This window comes from Dyadobacter sp. BE31, from assembly GCF_031457695.1.
In the GTDB taxonomy this organism is placed as follows: domain Bacteria; phylum Bacteroidota; class Bacteroidia; order Cytophagales; family Spirosomataceae; genus Dyadobacter.
The window spans coordinates 1,385,258-1,403,640 of sequence record NZ_JAVDXA010000001.1; the positions used below are offsets into that span (position 1 = coordinate 1,385,258).

General features: G+C 48.2%; 19 protein-coding genes. 9 read left to right on the plus strand and 10 right to left on the minus strand.

The annotated features are described in order from the left end of the window. Positions 1-45: 45 nt before the first annotated feature. The 5 genes from J2Y43_RS05710 to mutY form a co-directional block, all read right to left on the minus strand. Positions 46-1,362, minus strand: a complete 1,317-nt coding sequence (locus J2Y43_RS05710; RefSeq protein WP_309980848.1) for a transporter associated domain-containing protein — start codon at positions 1,360-1,362, stop codon at positions 46-48. Positions 1,363-1,489: 127 nt separating this feature from the next. Then, positions 1,490-1,993, minus strand: a complete 504-nt coding sequence (locus tag J2Y43_RS05715) for a single-stranded DNA-binding protein (RefSeq protein ID WP_309980847.1) — start codon at positions 1,991-1,993, stop codon at positions 1,490-1,492. A 66-nt stretch (positions 1,994-2,059) separates the two neighbouring features. Then, entirely contained in the window at positions 2,060-3,265 is a 1,206-nt protein-coding gene (locus J2Y43_RS05720; RefSeq protein ID WP_309980846.1) for a Gfo/Idh/MocA family oxidoreductase, read from the minus strand. Positions 3,266-3,495: 230 nt separating this feature from the next. Then, positions 3,496-4,353: a phytanoyl-CoA dioxygenase family protein gene (locus J2Y43_RS05725; RefSeq protein WP_309980845.1), complete on the minus strand. Its 858-nt coding sequence runs from the start codon at positions 4,351-4,353 to the stop codon at positions 3,496-3,498. Positions 4,354-4,460: 107 nt separating this feature from the next. Then, complete coding sequence (mutY, locus tag J2Y43_RS05730) at positions 4,461-5,543, minus strand: A/G-specific adenine glycosylase (protein ID WP_309980844.1); 1,083 nt, start codon at positions 5,541-5,543, stop codon at positions 4,461-4,463. Between the two features lie 159 nt (positions 5,544-5,702). Between mutY and J2Y43_RS05735 the strand changes: the two genes are divergently transcribed. The 3 genes from J2Y43_RS05735 to J2Y43_RS05745 all read left to right on the plus strand — a co-directional run bounded on the left by J2Y43_RS05735 (position 5,703) and on the right by J2Y43_RS05745 (position 8,719). Beyond that, the gene (locus tag J2Y43_RS05735; protein ID WP_015813879.1) at positions 5,703-6,008 is read left to right on the plus strand and encodes an HU family DNA-binding protein; all 306 of its coding nucleotides are present in this window, start codon (positions 5,703-5,705) and stop codon (positions 6,006-6,008) included. Between the two features lie 29 nt (positions 6,009-6,037). After that, positions 6,038-6,889 (plus strand): tetratricopeptide repeat protein, encoded by an 852-nt coding sequence (locus J2Y43_RS05740; RefSeq protein ID WP_309980843.1) that lies wholly within the window; start codon positions 6,038-6,040, stop codon positions 6,887-6,889. Between the two features lie 267 nt (positions 6,890-7,156). After that, complete coding sequence (locus J2Y43_RS05745; RefSeq protein ID WP_223402089.1) at positions 7,157-8,719, plus strand: Rne/Rng family ribonuclease; 1,563 nt, start codon at positions 7,157-7,159, stop codon at positions 8,717-8,719. Positions 8,720-8,761: 42 nt separating this feature from the next. Here J2Y43_RS05745 and J2Y43_RS05750 read toward each other — a convergent pair whose 3' ends face one another. The 5 genes from J2Y43_RS05750 to aat all read right to left on the minus strand — a co-directional run bounded on the left by J2Y43_RS05750 (position 8,762) and on the right by aat (position 13,721). Then, on the minus strand, positions 8,762-9,589 hold the full coding sequence (locus J2Y43_RS05750) for an enoyl-CoA hydratase-related protein (RefSeq protein WP_309980842.1): 828 nt from the start codon (positions 9,587-9,589) through the stop codon (positions 8,762-8,764). A 39-nt stretch (positions 9,590-9,628) separates the two neighbouring features. Continuing rightward, a complete protein-coding gene (locus J2Y43_RS05755) occupies positions 9,629-10,711 on the minus strand; it encodes a M20 family metallo-hydrolase (RefSeq protein ID WP_309980841.1) in 1,083 nt (360 codons plus the stop codon). Further along, complete coding sequence (locus J2Y43_RS05760) at positions 10,705-11,955, minus strand: glutamate-5-semialdehyde dehydrogenase (protein WP_309980840.1); 1,251 nt, start codon at positions 11,953-11,955, stop codon at positions 10,705-10,707. The genes J2Y43_RS05755 and J2Y43_RS05760 overlap by 7 nt, the downstream gene beginning before the upstream one ends. After that, positions 11,955-12,986: a glutamate 5-kinase gene (gene proB / locus J2Y43_RS05765; protein ID WP_309980839.1), complete on the minus strand. Its 1,032-nt coding sequence runs from the start codon at positions 12,984-12,986 to the stop codon at positions 11,955-11,957. Before proB ends, J2Y43_RS05760 begins: the two co-directional genes overlap by 1 nt. Before the next feature lie 126 nt (positions 12,987-13,112). Further along, positions 13,113-13,721, minus strand: a complete 609-nt coding sequence (aat, locus tag J2Y43_RS05770; RefSeq protein ID WP_309980838.1) for a leucyl/phenylalanyl-tRNA--protein transferase — start codon at positions 13,719-13,721, stop codon at positions 13,113-13,115. Positions 13,722-14,105: 384 nt separating this feature from the next. On the opposite strand from aat, the gene J2Y43_RS05775 reads away from it, so the two are divergent. The 6 genes from J2Y43_RS05775 to argC all read left to right on the plus strand — a co-directional run bounded on the left by J2Y43_RS05775 (position 14,106) and on the right by argC (position 18,380). After that, complete coding sequence (locus J2Y43_RS05775) at positions 14,106-14,837, plus strand: GNAT family N-acetyltransferase (RefSeq protein WP_309980837.1); 732 nt, start codon at positions 14,106-14,108, stop codon at positions 14,835-14,837. Between the two features lie 163 nt (positions 14,838-15,000). After that, a complete protein-coding gene (locus J2Y43_RS05780; protein ID WP_309980836.1) occupies positions 15,001-15,297 on the plus strand; it encodes a type II toxin-antitoxin system HigB family toxin in 297 nt (98 codons plus the stop codon). A 13-nt stretch (positions 15,298-15,310) separates the two neighbouring features. After that, on the plus strand, positions 15,311-15,715 hold the full coding sequence (locus tag J2Y43_RS05785; protein ID WP_223402075.1) for a type II toxin-antitoxin system HigA family antitoxin: 405 nt from the start codon (positions 15,311-15,313) through the stop codon (positions 15,713-15,715). Positions 15,716-15,768: 53 nt separating this feature from the next. After that, a complete protein-coding gene (gene argG / locus J2Y43_RS05790; RefSeq protein ID WP_309980835.1) occupies positions 15,769-16,971 on the plus strand; it encodes an argininosuccinate synthase in 1,203 nt (400 codons plus the stop codon). Between the two features lie 34 nt (positions 16,972-17,005). After that, positions 17,006-17,368, plus strand: a complete 363-nt coding sequence (locus tag J2Y43_RS05795) for a four helix bundle protein (protein ID WP_309980834.1) — start codon at positions 17,006-17,008, stop codon at positions 17,366-17,368. A 4-nt stretch (positions 17,369-17,372) separates the two neighbouring features. Beyond that, on the plus strand, positions 17,373-18,380 hold the full coding sequence (argC, locus tag J2Y43_RS05800) for an N-acetyl-gamma-glutamyl-phosphate reductase (protein WP_309980833.1): 1,008 nt from the start codon (positions 17,373-17,375) through the stop codon (positions 18,378-18,380). Positions 18,381-18,383 lie beyond the last annotated feature (3 nt).

Sequence of the window (18,383 nt, forward strand, 5' to 3'; positions counted from 1 at the left end):
AATTAAGAAGAAGTTCTGAGTAAATAAAATCGAATTGTATTTTTTTTATGATACCAACACCCGCACCTTTTTAATGCGCTTCTTGTCTGCCGACTGTACTTTAAAGGTTACTTCGCGGTGTGTGGCAATTTCACCCGTCCTTGGAAGCCGTGAAAACAGTTCCAGCAAGAGCCCCGCCAAGGATTCGCTATTGCCCCTAACCTCATCAAAATAATCGGTTTCGAGGTTCAAAATACGACAGAGATCGTTAATCAGCACCTTGCCTTCGAATACATAGGTATGCTCGTCGACCTGGGTGAAATTCACCTCCTCGTCTTCGTCATATTCATCGTTAATATCCCCGAAAATTTCTTCGATAATATCTTCCAGCGTAATCAATCCACTGGTTCCGCCGTACTCGTCGACCACGATCGCCATATGCACGCGCCGGTTCTGAAAATCCTTCATCAGGTCGTCGAGGCGCTTGCTTTCGGGGATAAAGTAGACGGGGCGCAGCAGCTTCTGCCAGTTGAAATGCTCATCCAGATGAATATGCGGCAGCAAATCTTTCACATTCAAAATACCCTCCACGTGATCCAGATCGTCGCGATAAACCGGTACCCGCGAGTAGCCCGACTTATTAATCCGGTCCATCAACTCGTGAAAATCGAGTTCAATGTCGAAAGCGGTAATTTGTACCCTCGCCTGCATGGCTTTCCGCGCGTTGGTTTGCCTGAAATTAGCCAAGCCCCGAAGCAAATCGGTTTCCTCCTCACTTTCCGCCTTCGCTTCCAGCATTTCGGTGGTGATTTCGGCACCCTGCGGTGTAAGTACACCGAATGAATACCCTAGCTTCATGATCGGCTGGGTGAGCGGCTTGCATATTTTGATCAGAAACTGGGTAAGGCCAGCTATTTTGGGAATAAACTCTTGCGCCTTACGTGCACTGTTATACCGCACCATCGCGTCGAGCCAAATCCAGATCACCAGGAACGCCAGCACCGCCCAACGTACCATTTCCAGGCTTCCAGCCTGCATATGCAGCCATGCCAGACGTGCCGCTAAAAGCAGTGCAAACAGCGTAATGCCGCGCTGCACGAGCGAAAGCGCCAGTTGCTGAATACGTGTAGGTAATTGATTATCGCCTTCCGCCTTGCGGTCCCAGGGGTTTTCCATCGCACCGGAAGCAGCATAGGCCGCCCGGATTCCCGACAGAAACAGAGATATAGTCAGCAGAAAAATAACAAGGATGAAGTCGTAAGGAGCCAGGAAATCAAAGGGTATGAGCACCCCTGCCAGAGTGGTTTGCGTACTTTTCTGGGGAAAATGAATCCCCGTACGCGTTCGGGCAAGCGGGTCGTCACTGTCTTCTGTTTCTTTCACGAAATGTCAGAGAATGTTCAAAATAGGTATTCAATCAGATAAATGTAGCGAATCCCGCTTAATAACTGTATCTATTTCGGAATAAATACATTTTTAAGCGGGATTCGTCACTATCTCGTTGAATACGTCAGAACGGCAGATCGTCGTCGTCATTACCGGCCGCCATAGATGGCGGTATCGGGTCCGAAGGCCGAGGCGCATTGCCGCGCGGCGCGTTGCCCGACGGCTGGTAGCCACCCTGCTGGCCGCCCTGGTTATAATCACCCCCAGAGCTCCCGCCCGACGGACCGCCGCCCGACGGACCGCCTAACAGCGTCATACTGTTCGCACGGATTGTGACGCCAGTACGCTGCTGACCTTCCTTATCCGTCCAGGTATCGGTGCGGATACGGCCTTCGATATACACCTGATTTCCTTTTTTGAGGTATTTCTCGGCCACTTTCGCCAGTCCTTCCCAAAGCTCAATACGGTGCCATTCGGTATTATCTACGCGCTCGCCGTTTTTGTTCGTATAGGTCTCAGTCGTCGCGATATTGAACTTCGCTACCGCCGAACCGCTTTCCAGGTACCGGACCTCCGGGTCACTTCCCAGGTTCCCGATCAGAATTACTTTATTAACACTTCCTGCCATGATTTTTTAACGTGGTTAATGTTTGTTGCAACCTTAAATATAGGCATATTTCAGGAGAAATGCCTGTTAAATATCCTGCTCGGTGATCTTGCCGGTAACCTTATCTTTCAGGATCAGTTTGTTGCGACCGTCATGGGTCACTTCCTGCTTAATGAGGTAATGCGTTTCATTGTACGAAACATAGTTGGAAGGCTTCTCTACGCCCTCGCGCCCGCGCCACACAGGTAGCTCCACTTTCTCCCAAAGCTTCGATTTGGCCGATTTATAAGCTGCATCAATCACGGCATTCACAATGTAGCCGTCGTAAAACGTCTCCGCAGGGGTATTCCCTTTTTCCACAGAATTGAACATATCCGTGAACATGTGGTTGTAACCGAGATCATTCACCTCGTCGCCCACGGGAAAAAGCCATCCGGTATTACTCTCTGCTTTTTCGGCCACATATTCCTCGCCGGCACCGTCCGGATTTTGTCCTGTCGTGAACATTTCGAAACCTGTTCTCAGAAAGTTGTTGATCCAGATCGTACCCTCGGTACCCATTACCTCGTCGCGCAGATCCATCCCGCCGCGGAACGTCCAGCTCACCTCAAACTGCCCGATGGCACCGTTTTCGTATTTCACCAGTGCAATCGCATGGTCCTCAGCGTCGATGGGTTTCACCTGCGTATCGGCCCAGCACATTACTTCTACGGGCTTGATATCCTTTCCAATAAAATTCCGCGATATTTCAATGCAATGGCAGCCCAAATCCAGGATACAGCCGCCGCCCGCCTGCTCGATATCCCAGAACCACTCGCTATGCGGCCCCGGATGCGCCTCACGTGATTTTGCCCAGATAATGCGGCCCAGCGAGCCATTTTTGACACTTTCGAGCGACTTCAAGAACTTGGGTGTGTAGCACAAATCTTCCAGATAACCGGCAAAAATCCCGGCTTCCTCCACCGCTTTAAGCATACGCAATGCCTCTGCCCCATTGCGGCCCAGCGGCTTGGTCGATACCACGGCCTTCTTATGCTTGGCACAAAGCAGCACCGCCTCTTCGTGGACATTGTTGGGCAATGCGATGCAAACCATATTCACATCGGGATGTGCGATCACCTCTTCCATATTCGACGACCAGAAGTCGCAGCCATAATCGTCCGCAAACTTTTTGGCGCTTTCTTCCCGCCGCGCGTAAATGGCAACCACGCGGTCACGGCTGCGCTGCCCATGAATAGATTCGGCGTAAAAACGGCCGATAAAGCCAGAGCCCAGCATTGCAATTTTCTGCATATCAGCAATCAGTTTAAAGTTTTAGGAATAAGCCAGGTGTTGTCATTTTGTGGTCATTTGTTGTCAGAGGTAGTCAGGAGTAGTCATTTATAGTCATTTATAGTCATGTATGGTCAGGAGAGGTCAGGAGTGGTCAGGAAAAATTCAACAAGATTGACCATACGTGACAACAAATGACAATACATGACCATACATGACTACAAATGACCACACATGACAACAAATTAAGATTAAGACGTCTTCACTTCATTTTCCCAGCCGGTCGATTTCAACGCCGGATCATTTTCCTTTTTGAGAAAATCCGCATTTTCGAACGACTCCGCATTCCATTCCAGCAATGCATGGTCGGGTACGATAGAAACCGGTACCCGCCACGACGTCGAAGTTTCGGCGTAGGCGATATTGGACTGAGAGTTATAGCAAGAAATCAGCGACCAGCGAGGATGATCGGAAAGGTTCGCCTCCGACCGGTGCATGAGATTGCTGTGGAAAAACAATGCGTCACCCGGCTCCAATTCGCAGTAAATCAGATCCATGGCTTTCAACGCGTGGTTCACCATCTCCATGTCCGCGCCCACCTGTTCTCCCGCGAAGCCGTGGTTCACGCGGCCCATTTTATGCGAGCCTTTAATTACCTGCAAACACCCATTTTCCTTGTTAGCCGGTGTTAGCGCAATCATGACGCTCATCAGCTGGTCAGGGAAAATGAACTGATTTTTATACCAATACCCATAATCCTGATGCCATTCCCACGCACCACCCACTTTGGGCTCCTTTTGCATAAGCTTGGTATGAAAATGACAAACCTGGCTATCCTCCTGCAACAGCTGCCACACCGAATTGACCATTCTTTCACTCCGGATCAGATAACCGAACACATCGTCACCCGGCGTAAACCACAGCGACAGCTTTGTTTTCTTCCCCGTCTGGTCGTTCAGGTCCATCGCATTCTTCTGCATCACTGAATTTGCCAATGCGGTATGGTAAAGTTTTTCAACCTCCTCTGTGGAAAACAGGCTTTTTACAACAATATAACCGTCACGGTTATAGTCGGCGATCTGGCTGGCATTCAAACTGAAATTTCCCATGACTGACGCTCCGTTAAGTGTTTAGTTTAAAAATATATTATTTAAACCATATTCTGTTTTTACACAATGCTACTACGCCCTCATTAACAACAGCAATAATCAGGTATTCAGAGATAATTCTCCTCCCGCAAAACCGTGTCGATCAGAATCGGCTTTGGAAGTACTTCCACTTCCTCATGACTGTAAAAAGCCATTTCGTGGGGCAAATCTATCCTTTCGGTTTCAGGAATTTCGAGCCACCAGAAGCGCACCTGCAGGCGTTGATGCGTAAGAATATGGGAATACACTTTGGGGATTTCAGCCAGGCGGCCTATTTTCAGGAGGTTTTGGGTAATGGAGTCAGGGATGGTCAGGTGGTCAAGCGTTGTGACGGGGGCTTTGGATTCAATAAGGAGAAAATCATAGAGGCCCTGCCAAATATCGCGCCCACGACGCTCGTGCATGGCCAGCCTATCGCCTTGCTTAATGATGAAATAGTTTAAAAACCGGTGTTTAACGGTCAGTTTCTTGATTTTGACGGGTAACTGGCCCTGCATTTCGTGCTGATAGGCGAAGCAGCGGTCCTTAAAAATGCAAACCATACAATTCGGTGAGGCCGGTACGCATTGCAGCGCACCAAATTCGATCATCGCCTGGTTATACGTAGCCGGATCATCCTTCGAAACGAGTTGCTTCGCCACCTTGGCAAACTCCTTTTTACCCTCATTACCCAGCATATCCGACTGAATACCGAAAATCCGGGCCATGACGCGATAGACGTTGCCATCAATCGCCGGCACCGCCTCGTCGAATGCAAAAGAAGCAATGGCCGCGGCTGTATATTGGCCCAGTCCTTTTAATTTCAAAAGCTTTTCAGCGCTTTCAGGAAATTTCCCGTTGTAATCATTCACTACCTGCCTCGCCGTGAAATGCATGTTCCGTGCACGGGAGTAATACCCGAGCCCCTGCCACAACCGCAGCACATCGCGCTCGTCGGCCGCGGCCAGGTCGAATACAGTAGGGTATTGTTCGGTAAAACGCTCATAATAAGGTAACCCCTGGGCTACACGCGTTTGCTGAAGAATCACCTCCGACAACCAAATTTTATATGGATCTTTGGTTTCACGCCAGGGTAAAGGGCGGTGGTTTTCAAGATACCAGGATTTCAGTCTTCTGTTAAAGTCGTTCACCTCCAAATCGTCCGGTATCATATTATTTTCACTTATGTGCACTGTTTTTTAATGAATTATATAAAAAAGGCGAAGATCATCCTTTTAAGTTTTATTAAAATTACCGTACCTTTGTGTTCCCAAAATTTACAGGAGTAAGTAAATTAATGAAATAATATCCACTTAAAGTAAACAATCAAAGTGACTAAGGCAGACGTAATCGCACAGATTTCCGAGAAAACAGGCGTAGACAAGGGCGACGTTCAGCAAACGCTAGAATCGTTTTTTACCGTGGTAAAGGACTCACTTTCTGATGGTGAGAACCTTTATGTTAGAGGTTTCGGTAGTTTCATCAACAAAAAACGTGCGCGCAAAGTGGCCCGCAATATTTCAAAGGGAACTTCCATGATTATTGACGAGCACTTTGTTCCAAGCTTCAAGCCTGCAAAAGTTTTTGTTGAGCAGGTAAAAGAAAGTGACAAACTGAAAGCAGTCGCTGAAAAGTAATTTACCTGAAAAGGTTGAGTTATAAGAGTATGAAAAAGTCCATTTTACTTTCTTGCGTGCTTGCGGTAGCACTGGTAGGAACGCTGTTCAGCCTTCCCAAGGTAGTCGTAAACAACAAGGGCAAAGAGGTGGACAAGGAAAAGGGCCAGTCCGCTGCAACGGCTCCGGCTGCGGCAGCCGATGCTGCTGAGTCCTCTTCCAAATCGCATGATGGAGCCGCTTTAACTCCTGATCAGCAGAAAGTTGTAGATCAGCTCAGAAGCGGCTTCAATCAAGCGGGTGATAAAGACAAGGTTGCTACGGGCATCAAGCTTTCAGACGAGTTTGCGAAGCTTCAAAAATTTGACAGCGCAGCATTCTACGCCGAAAAAGTAGCCCTGCTGTCCCCGGCCATCGAAAACCTCATGCGTGCGGGTGATCGTTACTATGAGGCGTACGGATTCGCGGTGGACGAGCAGAAAGCAAAGAACCTGGGTATCAAAACCCGCGAATATTACCAAAAAGCAATTGACCAGAATCCTGGCCTGTTGACTGCCAAAGCCAACATGGCGATGACCTACGTGAACACCGAGAACCCGATGCAGGGTATTCTGATGCTGCGCGAGGTGATTGACGCGGATCCTACCAACGAATTGGCATTGTTCAATCTGGGGATCCTGTCCATGAGATCTAACCAATATTCAAAAGCTGCTGACAGGTTCAGACAGATTTTAACCAACAATCCTAAGAATACGAAAGCTAAGTTTTATCTTGGCCTTTCGCTCGTAGAATTGGGTGACAAGGAACAAGCAAGCAAAGTTCTGTCGGAGGTTAAAAAAGAGGAGAAAGATCCGGTGATCCAGCAAGCCATTGGCGAGTTGGAGGGCCGTCTGGGCAACTGATCACCAGTTCATTAAGGAAATACATTACTTATTTATAAAACGACATAATCATGCCTTGCGGAAAAAAGAGAAAAAGACATAAGATCTCCACTCACAAGAGAAAGAAAAGACTCAGAAAAAACAGACATAAGAAGAAATAATTGGCTATGACCGGGTTTTAACTATTAAGATCCGGTCATCCTTATTACCCTCGTTTGTATCCCGCTAACAGTCTGATATGCGGAGAGTTAAGTATCAACATTATCGAGCCATTCAGTTGGTTGAACATTGAGTAACGAATTACTAATCAATTCTACTCAAAAGGGAGAGCGTATAGCCCTTTTGCAGGATAAACGTCTTTTAGAATATCACGTAGAAACACCAGATCAGAGCTTTACCGTAGGCGACATCTACCTCGGTACAGTGCGGAAGCTGGTGGCAGGGCTCAATGCTGCCTTTGTAGACGTTGGTTTTGAAAAAGATGCGTTCCTGCATTACCTCGATTTGGGGCCCAATATCAACTCGCTGAACAAGCTCACCAAGGACGTTATTGCCAAGCGCACGCATACGGGCAACTTGAAAAATTTCAAGATGGAGCCAGAAATCGAGAAACTTGGTAAAATCGATAAAGTCCTTTCCAAAAACCAGCCTATCCTGGTTCAGATCGTCAAAGAGCCCATTTCTACAAAGGGCCCGAGACTTTCATGCGACATTTCGATTGCCGGACGGTATATCGTATTAGTACCATTCTCGAATTCAGTTAACCTTTCTAAGAAAATCACCGACAAGCAGGAGCGAAACCGCTTGCAACGGCTGATGTCGTCCATTAAACCTCAGAATTTCGGGGTGATCATCCGCACGGTAGCTACCGGCAAGGATGTGGACGAGCTCAACAAGGATTTACAGGACTGTCTCGACAAGTGGGAAAACGGTATCAAAGCGCTGCGCGACGCCAAGCCGCGTGACCGCGTGATAGGTGAAATGAATCGTGCGTCTTCGATTATCCGCGACATGCTCAACGAATCATTCGACAGCATTACCGTGGATTCCAAAGATGTTTATGATGATATCAAAGCATACATCCACAACATCGCACCGGAGAAGGAAAACATTCTGCGCCTGCACAACGGCAAAAACAAGTTGTTCGAACAATTCGGTCTGGAAAAACAGATCAAATCGCTGTTCGGCCGCTCGGTAAGCCTTCCAAACGGTGGTTACCTGATCATCGAGCATACGGAAGCGTTGCACGTGATCGATGTCAATAGCGGTAATAAATCCAATTCGGAGGAAGACCAGGAGGCGACCGCATTAAGCGTGAACCTCGAAGCGGCGAAAGAAATTGCCCGCCAGCTACGCCTGCGCGATATGGGCGGTATTATCGTCGTCGACTTTATCGACATGAAAAAGGCAGAGAACAAGCGCACGCTGTTCGATGTCATGCGTGATGAAATGAAGGGCGACCGGTCGAAATACACCGTTTTGCCACTATCCAAATTCGGCTTGTTGCAAATCACGCGTCAGCGCGTGCGGCCGGAAATGAACATCGTTACCCGCGAAACCTGCCCTACCTGCGGCGGCACGGGCACGATCCAGGCGAGCATTCTCGTATCCGACGTGATCGCCAACAACCTGGATTACATTCTCACCAAGCAGAACGAGCGCGGTATTACCATTTCGCTCCATCCTTTCCTGCATTCGTACTTCACCAAAGGACTGATTTCCGAGCAGGTGAAATGGTTCTTCCATTACAAAACGTGGGTGAAACTGATTAAGGATTCTTCATTGGGCGTCGTGGATTTCAAGTTCCATAACCGGTATGGGGAGGAGATTGAGATTGTGCCGGTGAATTAGGCCTGGCGGCCTGACGATGGACCGCCGACCGCCGATTGATAATTACTTTCCTTTCCAGATAGGTTCCCTTTTTTCTTTGAAGGCTAATGCTCCTTCTTTGGCGTCTTCTGTTTGAAGTAGATTGTCTAATTGGCCTTTCAGGAAAGTATGCTGCTCATTTTGAGGGACATTCATCAATTCCCGCAAACTTCTCATTCCAGATTGTATCGCCAGCGGTGCGCTGTTGCAGATTTGTGTGGCTAATGCATTTACTTCTTCCGCTATCTTCTCTTTTTCGGTTAAATGCGTGATCAGGCCCATTTCCAGGGCATCCTTGGCTGAATATGCCTTTCCGGTGATCGACATTTCCAGAATTTTTCTTTGCGGCAGAATTGGTGCAAGCGACGCCATTACCTGCATCGGCCAAATGCCTCGCTTTACCTCTGGTAAACTGAATGTAGCCTCTGGAACACTATAAACAAATGTGCAGCCACAAATCATGAGAAATCCCCCAGCCAGCACCGGCCCTTCCACCTGAGCAATACAAGGTTTCAACAATTCGTTGAATGCATCCCCCATTCGTGCCTCTTCTTGTATTCGTGGCAATAAATCATTCACAGCGTTCGCAGAAGGATCATGAAATGCATTCAAGTCCGCCCCGGCACAAAACACTGGCCCTTCCGCCTTCAAAACCACGCACCGAATCTCCGTTCGATAATGCGCATACGCCAATGCATAAATAATCTCCTCCGCCATCGTAGGCGTGAATGCATTACGCTTTTCCGGCCGGGCTAATGTAATGATAAAAAGATGTCCGGCCTTTGCAGTTTTAATGTGCAAAAACCGGACGTTATCGAAAGCCTTGATATCTTCTTCGGTGTAGAATCGCATGCCAAAACACGGTTAGTTCGCTTTGGCAAGTATAGCAAATTATCGGGTCACCACGCCCTCAACCATTTTAATATACTGTGCGATACCTTCCTCTATTTCATGCAGGTAAATGAATTCATCCGCGCTATGCGATCGTGCGGAATGCCCCGGGCCCATTTTCAACGACGGGCAATCGAGCAAAGCCTGGTCGGAAGTCGTGGGCGAACCGTACGCATTACGGCCTAGTTTCAAGCCTTCAAGCACGATCGGGTGATCCATTGGAATGCTGGACGGGCGCAGGCGAATCGACCGTGGCGTTACTTCCGACTGGATATTGGCTTTGATTTCAGAAATAACCTCCTCCAAAGTGTACTGATCCGTCACACGCACGTCGATGGTAAATGTGCAGGCATCCGGTACCACATTATGCTGTGTGCCCGCATTAATGATCGTCACCGACATTTTGATCGGGCCAAGCGTTGGCGAAACTTTCGGGAACTTGTATTCGGTAATCCACTGGATATCCTTCAATGCTTTATAAATCGCATTATCACCTTCCTCACGTGCTGCGTGGCCGGAAACGCCTTTTGCAGTGCAGTCCAGCACAAGTAAGCCTTTTTCGGCGACAGCCAAATGCATTTCAGTAGGCTCTCCCACAATTGCGAATGCGATTTCCGGAAGCTCAGGCGCCACTATTTCGAGCCCCTCCTTCCCTGAAATTTCCTCCTCAGCCGTGGTTGCGATGGCGACATTGTAAGTCAGATCCTCCCTTTCGTAGAAATAACAAAAAGTAGCAATTAACGACACCAGGCAGCCGCCGGCATCGTTACTCCCCAAACCATACAGCTTTCCATCCTGCTCAATCGCCTTGAAAGGATCGAGCGTCCAGGATTTGTTCGGCTTTACGGTATCGTGGTGCGAATTGAGCAGCATCGTGGGCTTACTCGCATCAAAATGCTTGTTGAAGGCCCAGAGATTGTTCTTTTTCGTATGAAACGGGATATTCTTCTTCGTAAAGAAATCCGCAAGAAGTTTCGCTGTATGCTCCTCTTCCTTACTGAATGAGGGCGTTTCGATGAGCGTTTTTAACAGCTCGATAGCCTCCTTGGAGAGCGTTTGTATGTTTTCCAAAGTGTTTACCATCTTACCTGTCCGTCTCCTTTAACAATCCACTTCTCGGTTACCAGTTTTTCCAATGCAAATGGCCCTCTGGCGTGCAATTTCTGGGTCGAAATACCGATTTCTGCACCTAATGCAAATACGCCGCCATCTGTGAAACGGGTGGAAGCATTAGCATAAACCGAAGCAGCATCTACTTCTTTCAAAAATGTTTCGATCGCCTCTTCATCGGTTGAAATGATAGCCTCCGAATGTCTCGACGAATAGTTTTCGATCTGTTTCAGAGCATCTTCCAGCCCATTGACCACTTTCACCGAGCATTTGAAATCCAGGAATTCCTTCCCGAAGTCATCTTCGCTGGCGTGTTGCAGGTAGGGATACTGCGCTTTTTGAAGAATATCATAAGACTCTTCGTCCGCGAAAACCTCCACATTCCACTTGATAAAGTCTTCTCTCAATTTGGGCAAAAACTCGCCTGCCACTGCACGATCAACCAAAATGGTATCCAGCGCATTGCAAGCTGCCGGTTTCGAAACCTTCGCATTCACCACGATCTGCGCGCCTTTATCGAGGTCGCCGGTCTTTTCAATATAAGTATGGCAAACACCCGCACCGGTTTCAATGGTAGGAACCAGTGAATTCTGGCGCACGAATTTGATCAAACCCTCGGAACCGCGTGGAATGATGATATCCACATATTGAATGGCCGTCAACAACTCACCTACAAACTCGCGACCTGTTGGCAGTAAGGTTACAGCCGCCGCAGGCACACCGAATTCCGCCAACGATGCATGGATGAGGCTTACCAGATAATTGTTGGAGTTTTGTGCTTCCTTACCGCCTTTGAGCACGCACGCATTCGCGGAGCGCAGGCACAGGGAAGCCACGTCGATGGTCACATTAGGACGCGACTCATATATAACACCCACCACGCCCAGCGGCACGGCGATTTTTTTCAGGGAAAGTCCCTGCTGAATGGTTTTCTCTACAAATACCTCGCCCGTCGGATCCGGGAGCTCGGCTACCTCGATCAGGCTTTGCGCCAGTTCATTGATCCGCTTCTGGTTCAGGAGCAGGCGGTCCTTTTTCGGGTCGGCATCATCCATCAAATCCAGGTCTTTCTGGTTTTCGGCGATGATGTTTTCGGCATTGGCCAGCACTCTGGCCGAAAGGTTGATCAGCAGATCCGCCCTTTGCCTGTCTGTCAGCCGGCGAACGGCAGCTGAGGCCTCCCGCGCTTCCTTTAATTGAGGTACTATCGATTCCATTATAACAAAACTATATCATTGGCATGCGCCACTTCAAAATTCACTGTTTTCAGGTTGCTGCGGATCGCCGAGGATGTTTCCCGCGCCCGTGCGACCGCGATCATTTCGTCTTCCGACGAGTATATTTCGATGATTTCACCCGCTTCAAAATCGCCCGTTACTTCGGTGACTCCTACCGCTAACAGACTCTTGCGCTTCAATAACGCTTTGGAGGCGCCTTCATCGACACGCAATGTGCCGGATACCAGGCCACCGCTTCCCAGCCAGCGGTTACGCGCCGATAATGTACTTTTACCCGGCGTGATCAATGTGCCTGCCTCGCCATTCAATGCATTCAGCAGTTCATTTTGCTGGTTCATTCCAAAAATCACCACGCGGATCGCCATTCGGGAAGCCAGCTTGGCGAAGGTCAGCTTGGAAGCCATTCCGCCGAGGCCGAGGAAAGATTTATCGGTCCTCACAAACTTAAAAACCTCGTTCACATTGGATACGTTCCTGAGTATTTTGCCTTCCTCATCAAGCAAACCGCCCACCGAGGTGCAGAACATCAGCGATTCGGCCCCAAAACCAACAGCCAGCAAGGTAGCGAGCTCGTCGTTATCCGAAAATTTCAACTCCCGGTCGCTTACCACGTCGTTTTCGTTCACGATCGGGATAATGCCGTTCGACCAAAGCTCTTCGAAAGTCTCTTTGAGTTGCAGGAATTTATTGCGGTTCGCGAAATGCTGCCGCTCGCAAAGGCTTTGGGCAATGTAAATTTTATTCGGCGCAAAATAGGAAGCGTACAGGCCTACCAGCAACGGGTTACCAACGGACGCTGCCGCCTTTCGCTGGGTCATCGTGCCCTTATAATCATTGATATATGCCTTTCCAGCACCCACCGCACCCGAAGAAACGATGATAATGCGGTATTGCGAATGGATTTCCGAAACTTGCCGGGCTATTTCCGAAATGATCCTGACATCAGGTTCACCCGAAGGAAGCGTGATAGAGGCCGTCCCGAACTTTATGACGAGAATAGGTTTTGACACTTTGGTATTCAAATAAGCGGCATCGTCATGGTTTTGACCGATGCCCGGTAATCAATCTGGCCGCAAAAATACTTCTTTTCAGGCGAAAACGGATGCCGCATCTATACCCGCAGCCCATTTGGCACATTATAATTCGCTTAAAACCGCCCCGTTAAACCGCCGTCTGAGCTTTAATGCCTTATGGAGCTGGTCCAGATATTCGTCCCGCGGAATTTCGATTGCGCCGTAGCGAAGCACATTATCATTGATAAACTGGGTATCCAGCAATGCGAAGCGGTTCAATTTCAACAGCTGTATCAAATAGTGAAATGCGACCTTGGATGCATTACTCTCGATCGTAAACATCGATTCCCCAAAAAACACCCCATTGATAGAAACACCGTACAAGCCTCCCACCAGCCGGTTTTCGCGCCAGGCTTCGACACTGTGCGCATAGCCGATCTCGTGCAATGCAGTATAGGAAGCGATGATTTCCTCCGAAATCCAGGTGCCGGGCTCGCTCGCCCGCGGAAGCGCGCACCCCCGCATGACACCTTCGAAATCGGTATCGATCCGGATCTCGAAGTGCTTTTTGTTCAGCACCGGCCGGAGCGATTTCGACGGCTTATAAGTATCGATGGGGATTACCGCCCGGGGATTGGGCGAGTACCAATAGATTGTACCATCCGCCTCGGCCATTGGAAAAATACCATTGATATAGCCGTTCAGGAGGTCGTCGGTACTGATTGCAGACATGAAAGCCACTGGATTTAGGGTAATAATATTGCTGATCGAAGTGTAAATAGCACGAAAACGGGCGTATATGTAAGTTCGGTCTTTAAAACTTTATAATGCAAAACGAACCATAAAAATATATCTTCTGTTTCTTTGCTGTAAGATTTTTTTTTTGAAAATTTGCAGCCTCTTAGACGCACAAGCAAGTCAATGAATCACAACGGCATACATACAGTTCTGCATACTACGCCTTTCCGATTCAGGTCCCCACGGACCGCATAATCTCCTTTTACCTACGTGGTAAATATCTAATACCCGCAACTTTCTTACAATTTCTAGACGTCCCATCGTTTTCCTCTGGGTTAGTTAATTATTGTCTTGAACATTTTGTCAGCATAGTCATCAATGAAAAATACCGAAGTAGTGGGCAGTAAGTTTATTGTACAGACTGCCAATGAAAATCATCTCCATTACGCCGAACAAATCTGCGCGGAAATGGAGGAGAGCGCCAAAAAGCGTGGTACCGGTATAGCCAAACGTTCCCCTGTATATATTATGGAGAAGATGGTGGAAGGAAAAGCCATCATTGCGACTACGGATACAGGTGAATGGGTAGGGTTTTGTTACATCGAAACCTGGGAGCATGGAAAATTCGTGGCGAATTCGGGGTTGATCGTCCACCCTGACTTCCGCAACAGCGGCATGGCGAAAGCAATTAAAATGAAAGCTTTCGAACTGTCGCGGCAAAAATATCCTGATGCCAAAATTATCGGTATCACTACGAGCCTTCCGGTGATGAAAATCAACTCGGATCTCGGCTACGAGCCTGTGACGTTCAGCGAATTACCCGCCGACGACGCATTCTGGAAAGGCTGCGCGAGCTGCGTGAATTACGACGTATTGACCCGGACCAACAGAAAGCACTGCCTTTGCACAGGTATGATGTACGATCCGGAAGATAAGAAACCTACTGCCACGCCTAACAACGGCACAGCGGCAGCGACAGAAAGCCATACCTGGGATTTCTTGAAAGAATCGAGCCTTTACGAGCGCTGGATGCGTATCAAGCAACGCATTTTGCTGCGAAGGGAAGAACGTGCCAAAAAGAAAAACGCCGGGGCCGTGCTGGTACACTAGTGTATCGCACACTTGATAGATTTTAGTATCTCATTTTTAATACCCCGCCCGGCAACCGAAAAAGGTCCGAAGCGGGGTATTTTTTTGTTACTACTAATTAGCGAGCTGCTTTTCCCGGTTTGGGAATACGTTTAGGCTAAACTTGCGTACTTTTGCAGTCAGTATGAGGATATTCACACGAGGCACACTAAGAACATTCTGGGATCAACAGCCGGACGCAAGGCCGGCGCTGGAATTTTGGTATGATGTTGTCGAGAAAAGCAACTTCCAAAATCCCAACGAGGTGATACGGTTCTTTAAGAATGCCGATACCGTCGGAAACGGCAGGATCGTGTTTAATATCACACACAACAAATACCGGCTAATCGCCAAGTTTGAATACGAACGGCAGCTGGTTTTTGTAAGATTTATCGGAAGCCATAAGGAATACGATAGGATAACAGACATTAAGAATATTTAGCAGATCACAAATAATGAGCGCACTAGCAATCAATTTAAATGAGATCACCATTAAGCCGATCACTAATCAAGCCGACTTCGAAGAAGCCGGGAAGGTGATTAATGCGCTGATGGATGCCGATTTGCTGGAAAATGAAGCTGAGCGTAAAAAGGCACTGGATATTCTGGAAGCCATCACCGTGCTGGCGATTGATTATGAGAAAAAGCACTACCCAATGCCTAAACCCGACCCTATCGAGGCGATTAAGGAACGAATGGAGCAACTGCATTTGAGCAGGAAAGACGTCGCTCCTTATTTCGGTGGCGAAAACCGGGTTTCGGAAGTATTGAATAAAAAGCGGAACCTGACCATTAAGATGATCCGGGAAATCAGCAAGAACCTTGGCATTCCGGCGGAAACGCTTTTGGCAGCAAGTTGAAATATAGTTTAGAAAAATAACAGTTTTAGAATCAGTATCCATACCAATAAAAAATGTCACAGCCCAAAGTAGTATTAGCGTTTTCAGGGGGACTTGATACCTCCTTTTGTGTAAAATATTTAGCCGAAGACAGAGGTTATGAAGTTTACTCGGTTTTGGTTGACACCGGTGGTTTTTCGGACGAAGAGCTGAAAACGATCGAAGCGAATGCCTATGCTTTGGGCGTGAAGCAACATGCCACAATTTCCAAAACCAAAGAATATTACAATGATTGTATCAAATACCTGATCTTCGGTAATATCCTGAAAAACAATACTTATCCGCTTTCGGTAAGCGCTGAGCGTATTTTCCAGGCGGTTGCAGTGGCTGAATATGCCAAAGAAATCGGCGCCAGCGCCATTGCACACGGAAGTACAGGAGCTGGCAACGACCAGGTGCGTTTCGATATGGCATTCCGCATTATTGTTCCTGAGGCTGAGATCATCACGCCGATCCGTGACCTGAAACTTTCACGCGAGGCCGAAATCGAATACCTGACTGCCAAAGGCGTTTCCCGCGACTGGACCAAAGCCGCATACAGCATTAATAAAGGTCTTTGGGGAACCTCGGTAGGCGGCAAGGAGACATTGACCTCCGACCAATACCTGCCTGAATCGGCATGGCCTACCCAAATCACCAAAACGGAGCCGGAGCGCATTACGCTGGAATTTGTAGGTGGTGAATTGAAAGGCGTTGCCGGCGAAACTTTTGAAAACTCTGTAACGGCGATTCAAAAGCTGGCGGAAATCGCTCAGCCGTTCGGCATCGGCCGTGATATTCACGTGGGCGATACTATTATCGGTATCAAAGGCCGAGTAGGTTTCGAAGCAGCGGCTCCGCTAATCATCATCAAAGCGCACCATACGCTTGAAAAGCATGTTTTGACAGAACAACAATTGTACTGGAAAGAACAGCTTGCCAACTGGTACGGCAGCTTGCTGCACAAAGGCCAGTTTGTAGAGCCTGTGATGCGTAATATTGAGACATTCCTGGGCGATACGCAGTCGCATGTAACAGGTAAAGTTCATGTGTACCTTGCGCCACACCGCTTCCACGTAGAAGGTATCGAATCGCCTTACGACCTGATGTCATCCAAATTCGGCAGCTATGGCGAAATGAACAATGCATGGACCGGCGACGACGTTCGCGGCTTCTCGAAAGTAGCTTCGAACCAGGTGATGATTTATGGTAAGGTGAGTGATTCGGTGGAAAAGTAGAGAGTTTAGTGTTCAAAGTTTATGAGTTAGTCGAATGCAAAATTATCAGGAACTAAAGGTTTGGCAGAAGTCTCATGCATTTGTACTCGAGATTTACAAGCTGACTGACGATTTCCCGAAAACTGAAACATTCGGCCTCATATCTCAAATGCGACGTTCCGCAGTATCGGTACCAGCCAACTTGGCCGAAGGCTGTGGCAAGAAGGGTACACTCGACATTGCAAAGTTTTTTCAAATATCATTGGGGTCTCTTCATGAAACAGAATACTATCTTTTGCTCTCACGAGACCTCAATTACATTACTATTGAAGTATTTGAGAGTCGTGACCTGGAAATAAAGGAAATTAAAGCGATGCTTATTTCCCTTATAAAAACGGTACGCTCTTCGCAAGACTAAAAATATGGACTCATTAACTCATAAACTCATAAACTCTCTAAACATTGGCATTATCGGCGCGGCAGGTTATACCGGAGGGGAATTGCTCCGAATCCTGGTAAACCACCCGAACGTCGCCATCGCATTCGCGCATAGCAAAAGCCAGGCTGGCAAGCCGGTGTATGCGACGCATACGGATCTGCTGGGCGATACAGAACTGGTATTTTCCGGGGATGACATTCAGCCATTACTCGATCAGCAAGATTTGAATGCGATTTTTCTCTGCTCCGGCCACGGCGAATCGAAGAAATTTCTGGACGAATATCAATTGCCGGCAACGGTGAAGGTAATCGATCTCAGCACTGATTTCCGGAACGAGTCGAACGGCTTTGTGTACGGCTTGCCGGAATTACAGCGCGAGCAGATCAAGGGTGCGACCAAAATCGCTAACCCGGGCTGCTTTGCGACAAGCATCGAATTGGCCGTTTTACCACTGGCTAATGCGGGTTTGATCAAAGACGACATTCACGTGAGCGCGGTAACGGGTAGTACGGGCGCGGGACAAGCATTGAGCGCGACCACGCATTTCACCTGGCGGAACAACAACATGTCGATTTACAAGGCATTCACGCACCAGCATTTGACCGAGATCAAAATGACTTTCGGCAAATTGCAGGCAGGTTTCGATAAGCCGGTGAACTTCGTGCCCTATCGCGGTGACTACACGCGCGGCATTATGGCCAATGTGTACACTCGTTTTGAAGGCACTTTGGAAGAAGCGAAGGCACTCTACAAAGACTTTTATGCCTCGCACCCGTTCACGCACGTAAGCGATATGCCGATTGATTTGAAGCAAATCGTGAATACCAACAAATGCTTCGTTCACCTGGAAGTGCACGATGGCCAACTGCTGATCACCAGCATTATCGATAACCTCACCAAAGGTGCGTCGGGGCAGGCGGTGCAGAATATGAACCTGCTGTTCGGTTTACCGGAGGATGCAGGGCTTCGGTTGAAAGCACCGGCGTTTTAATTC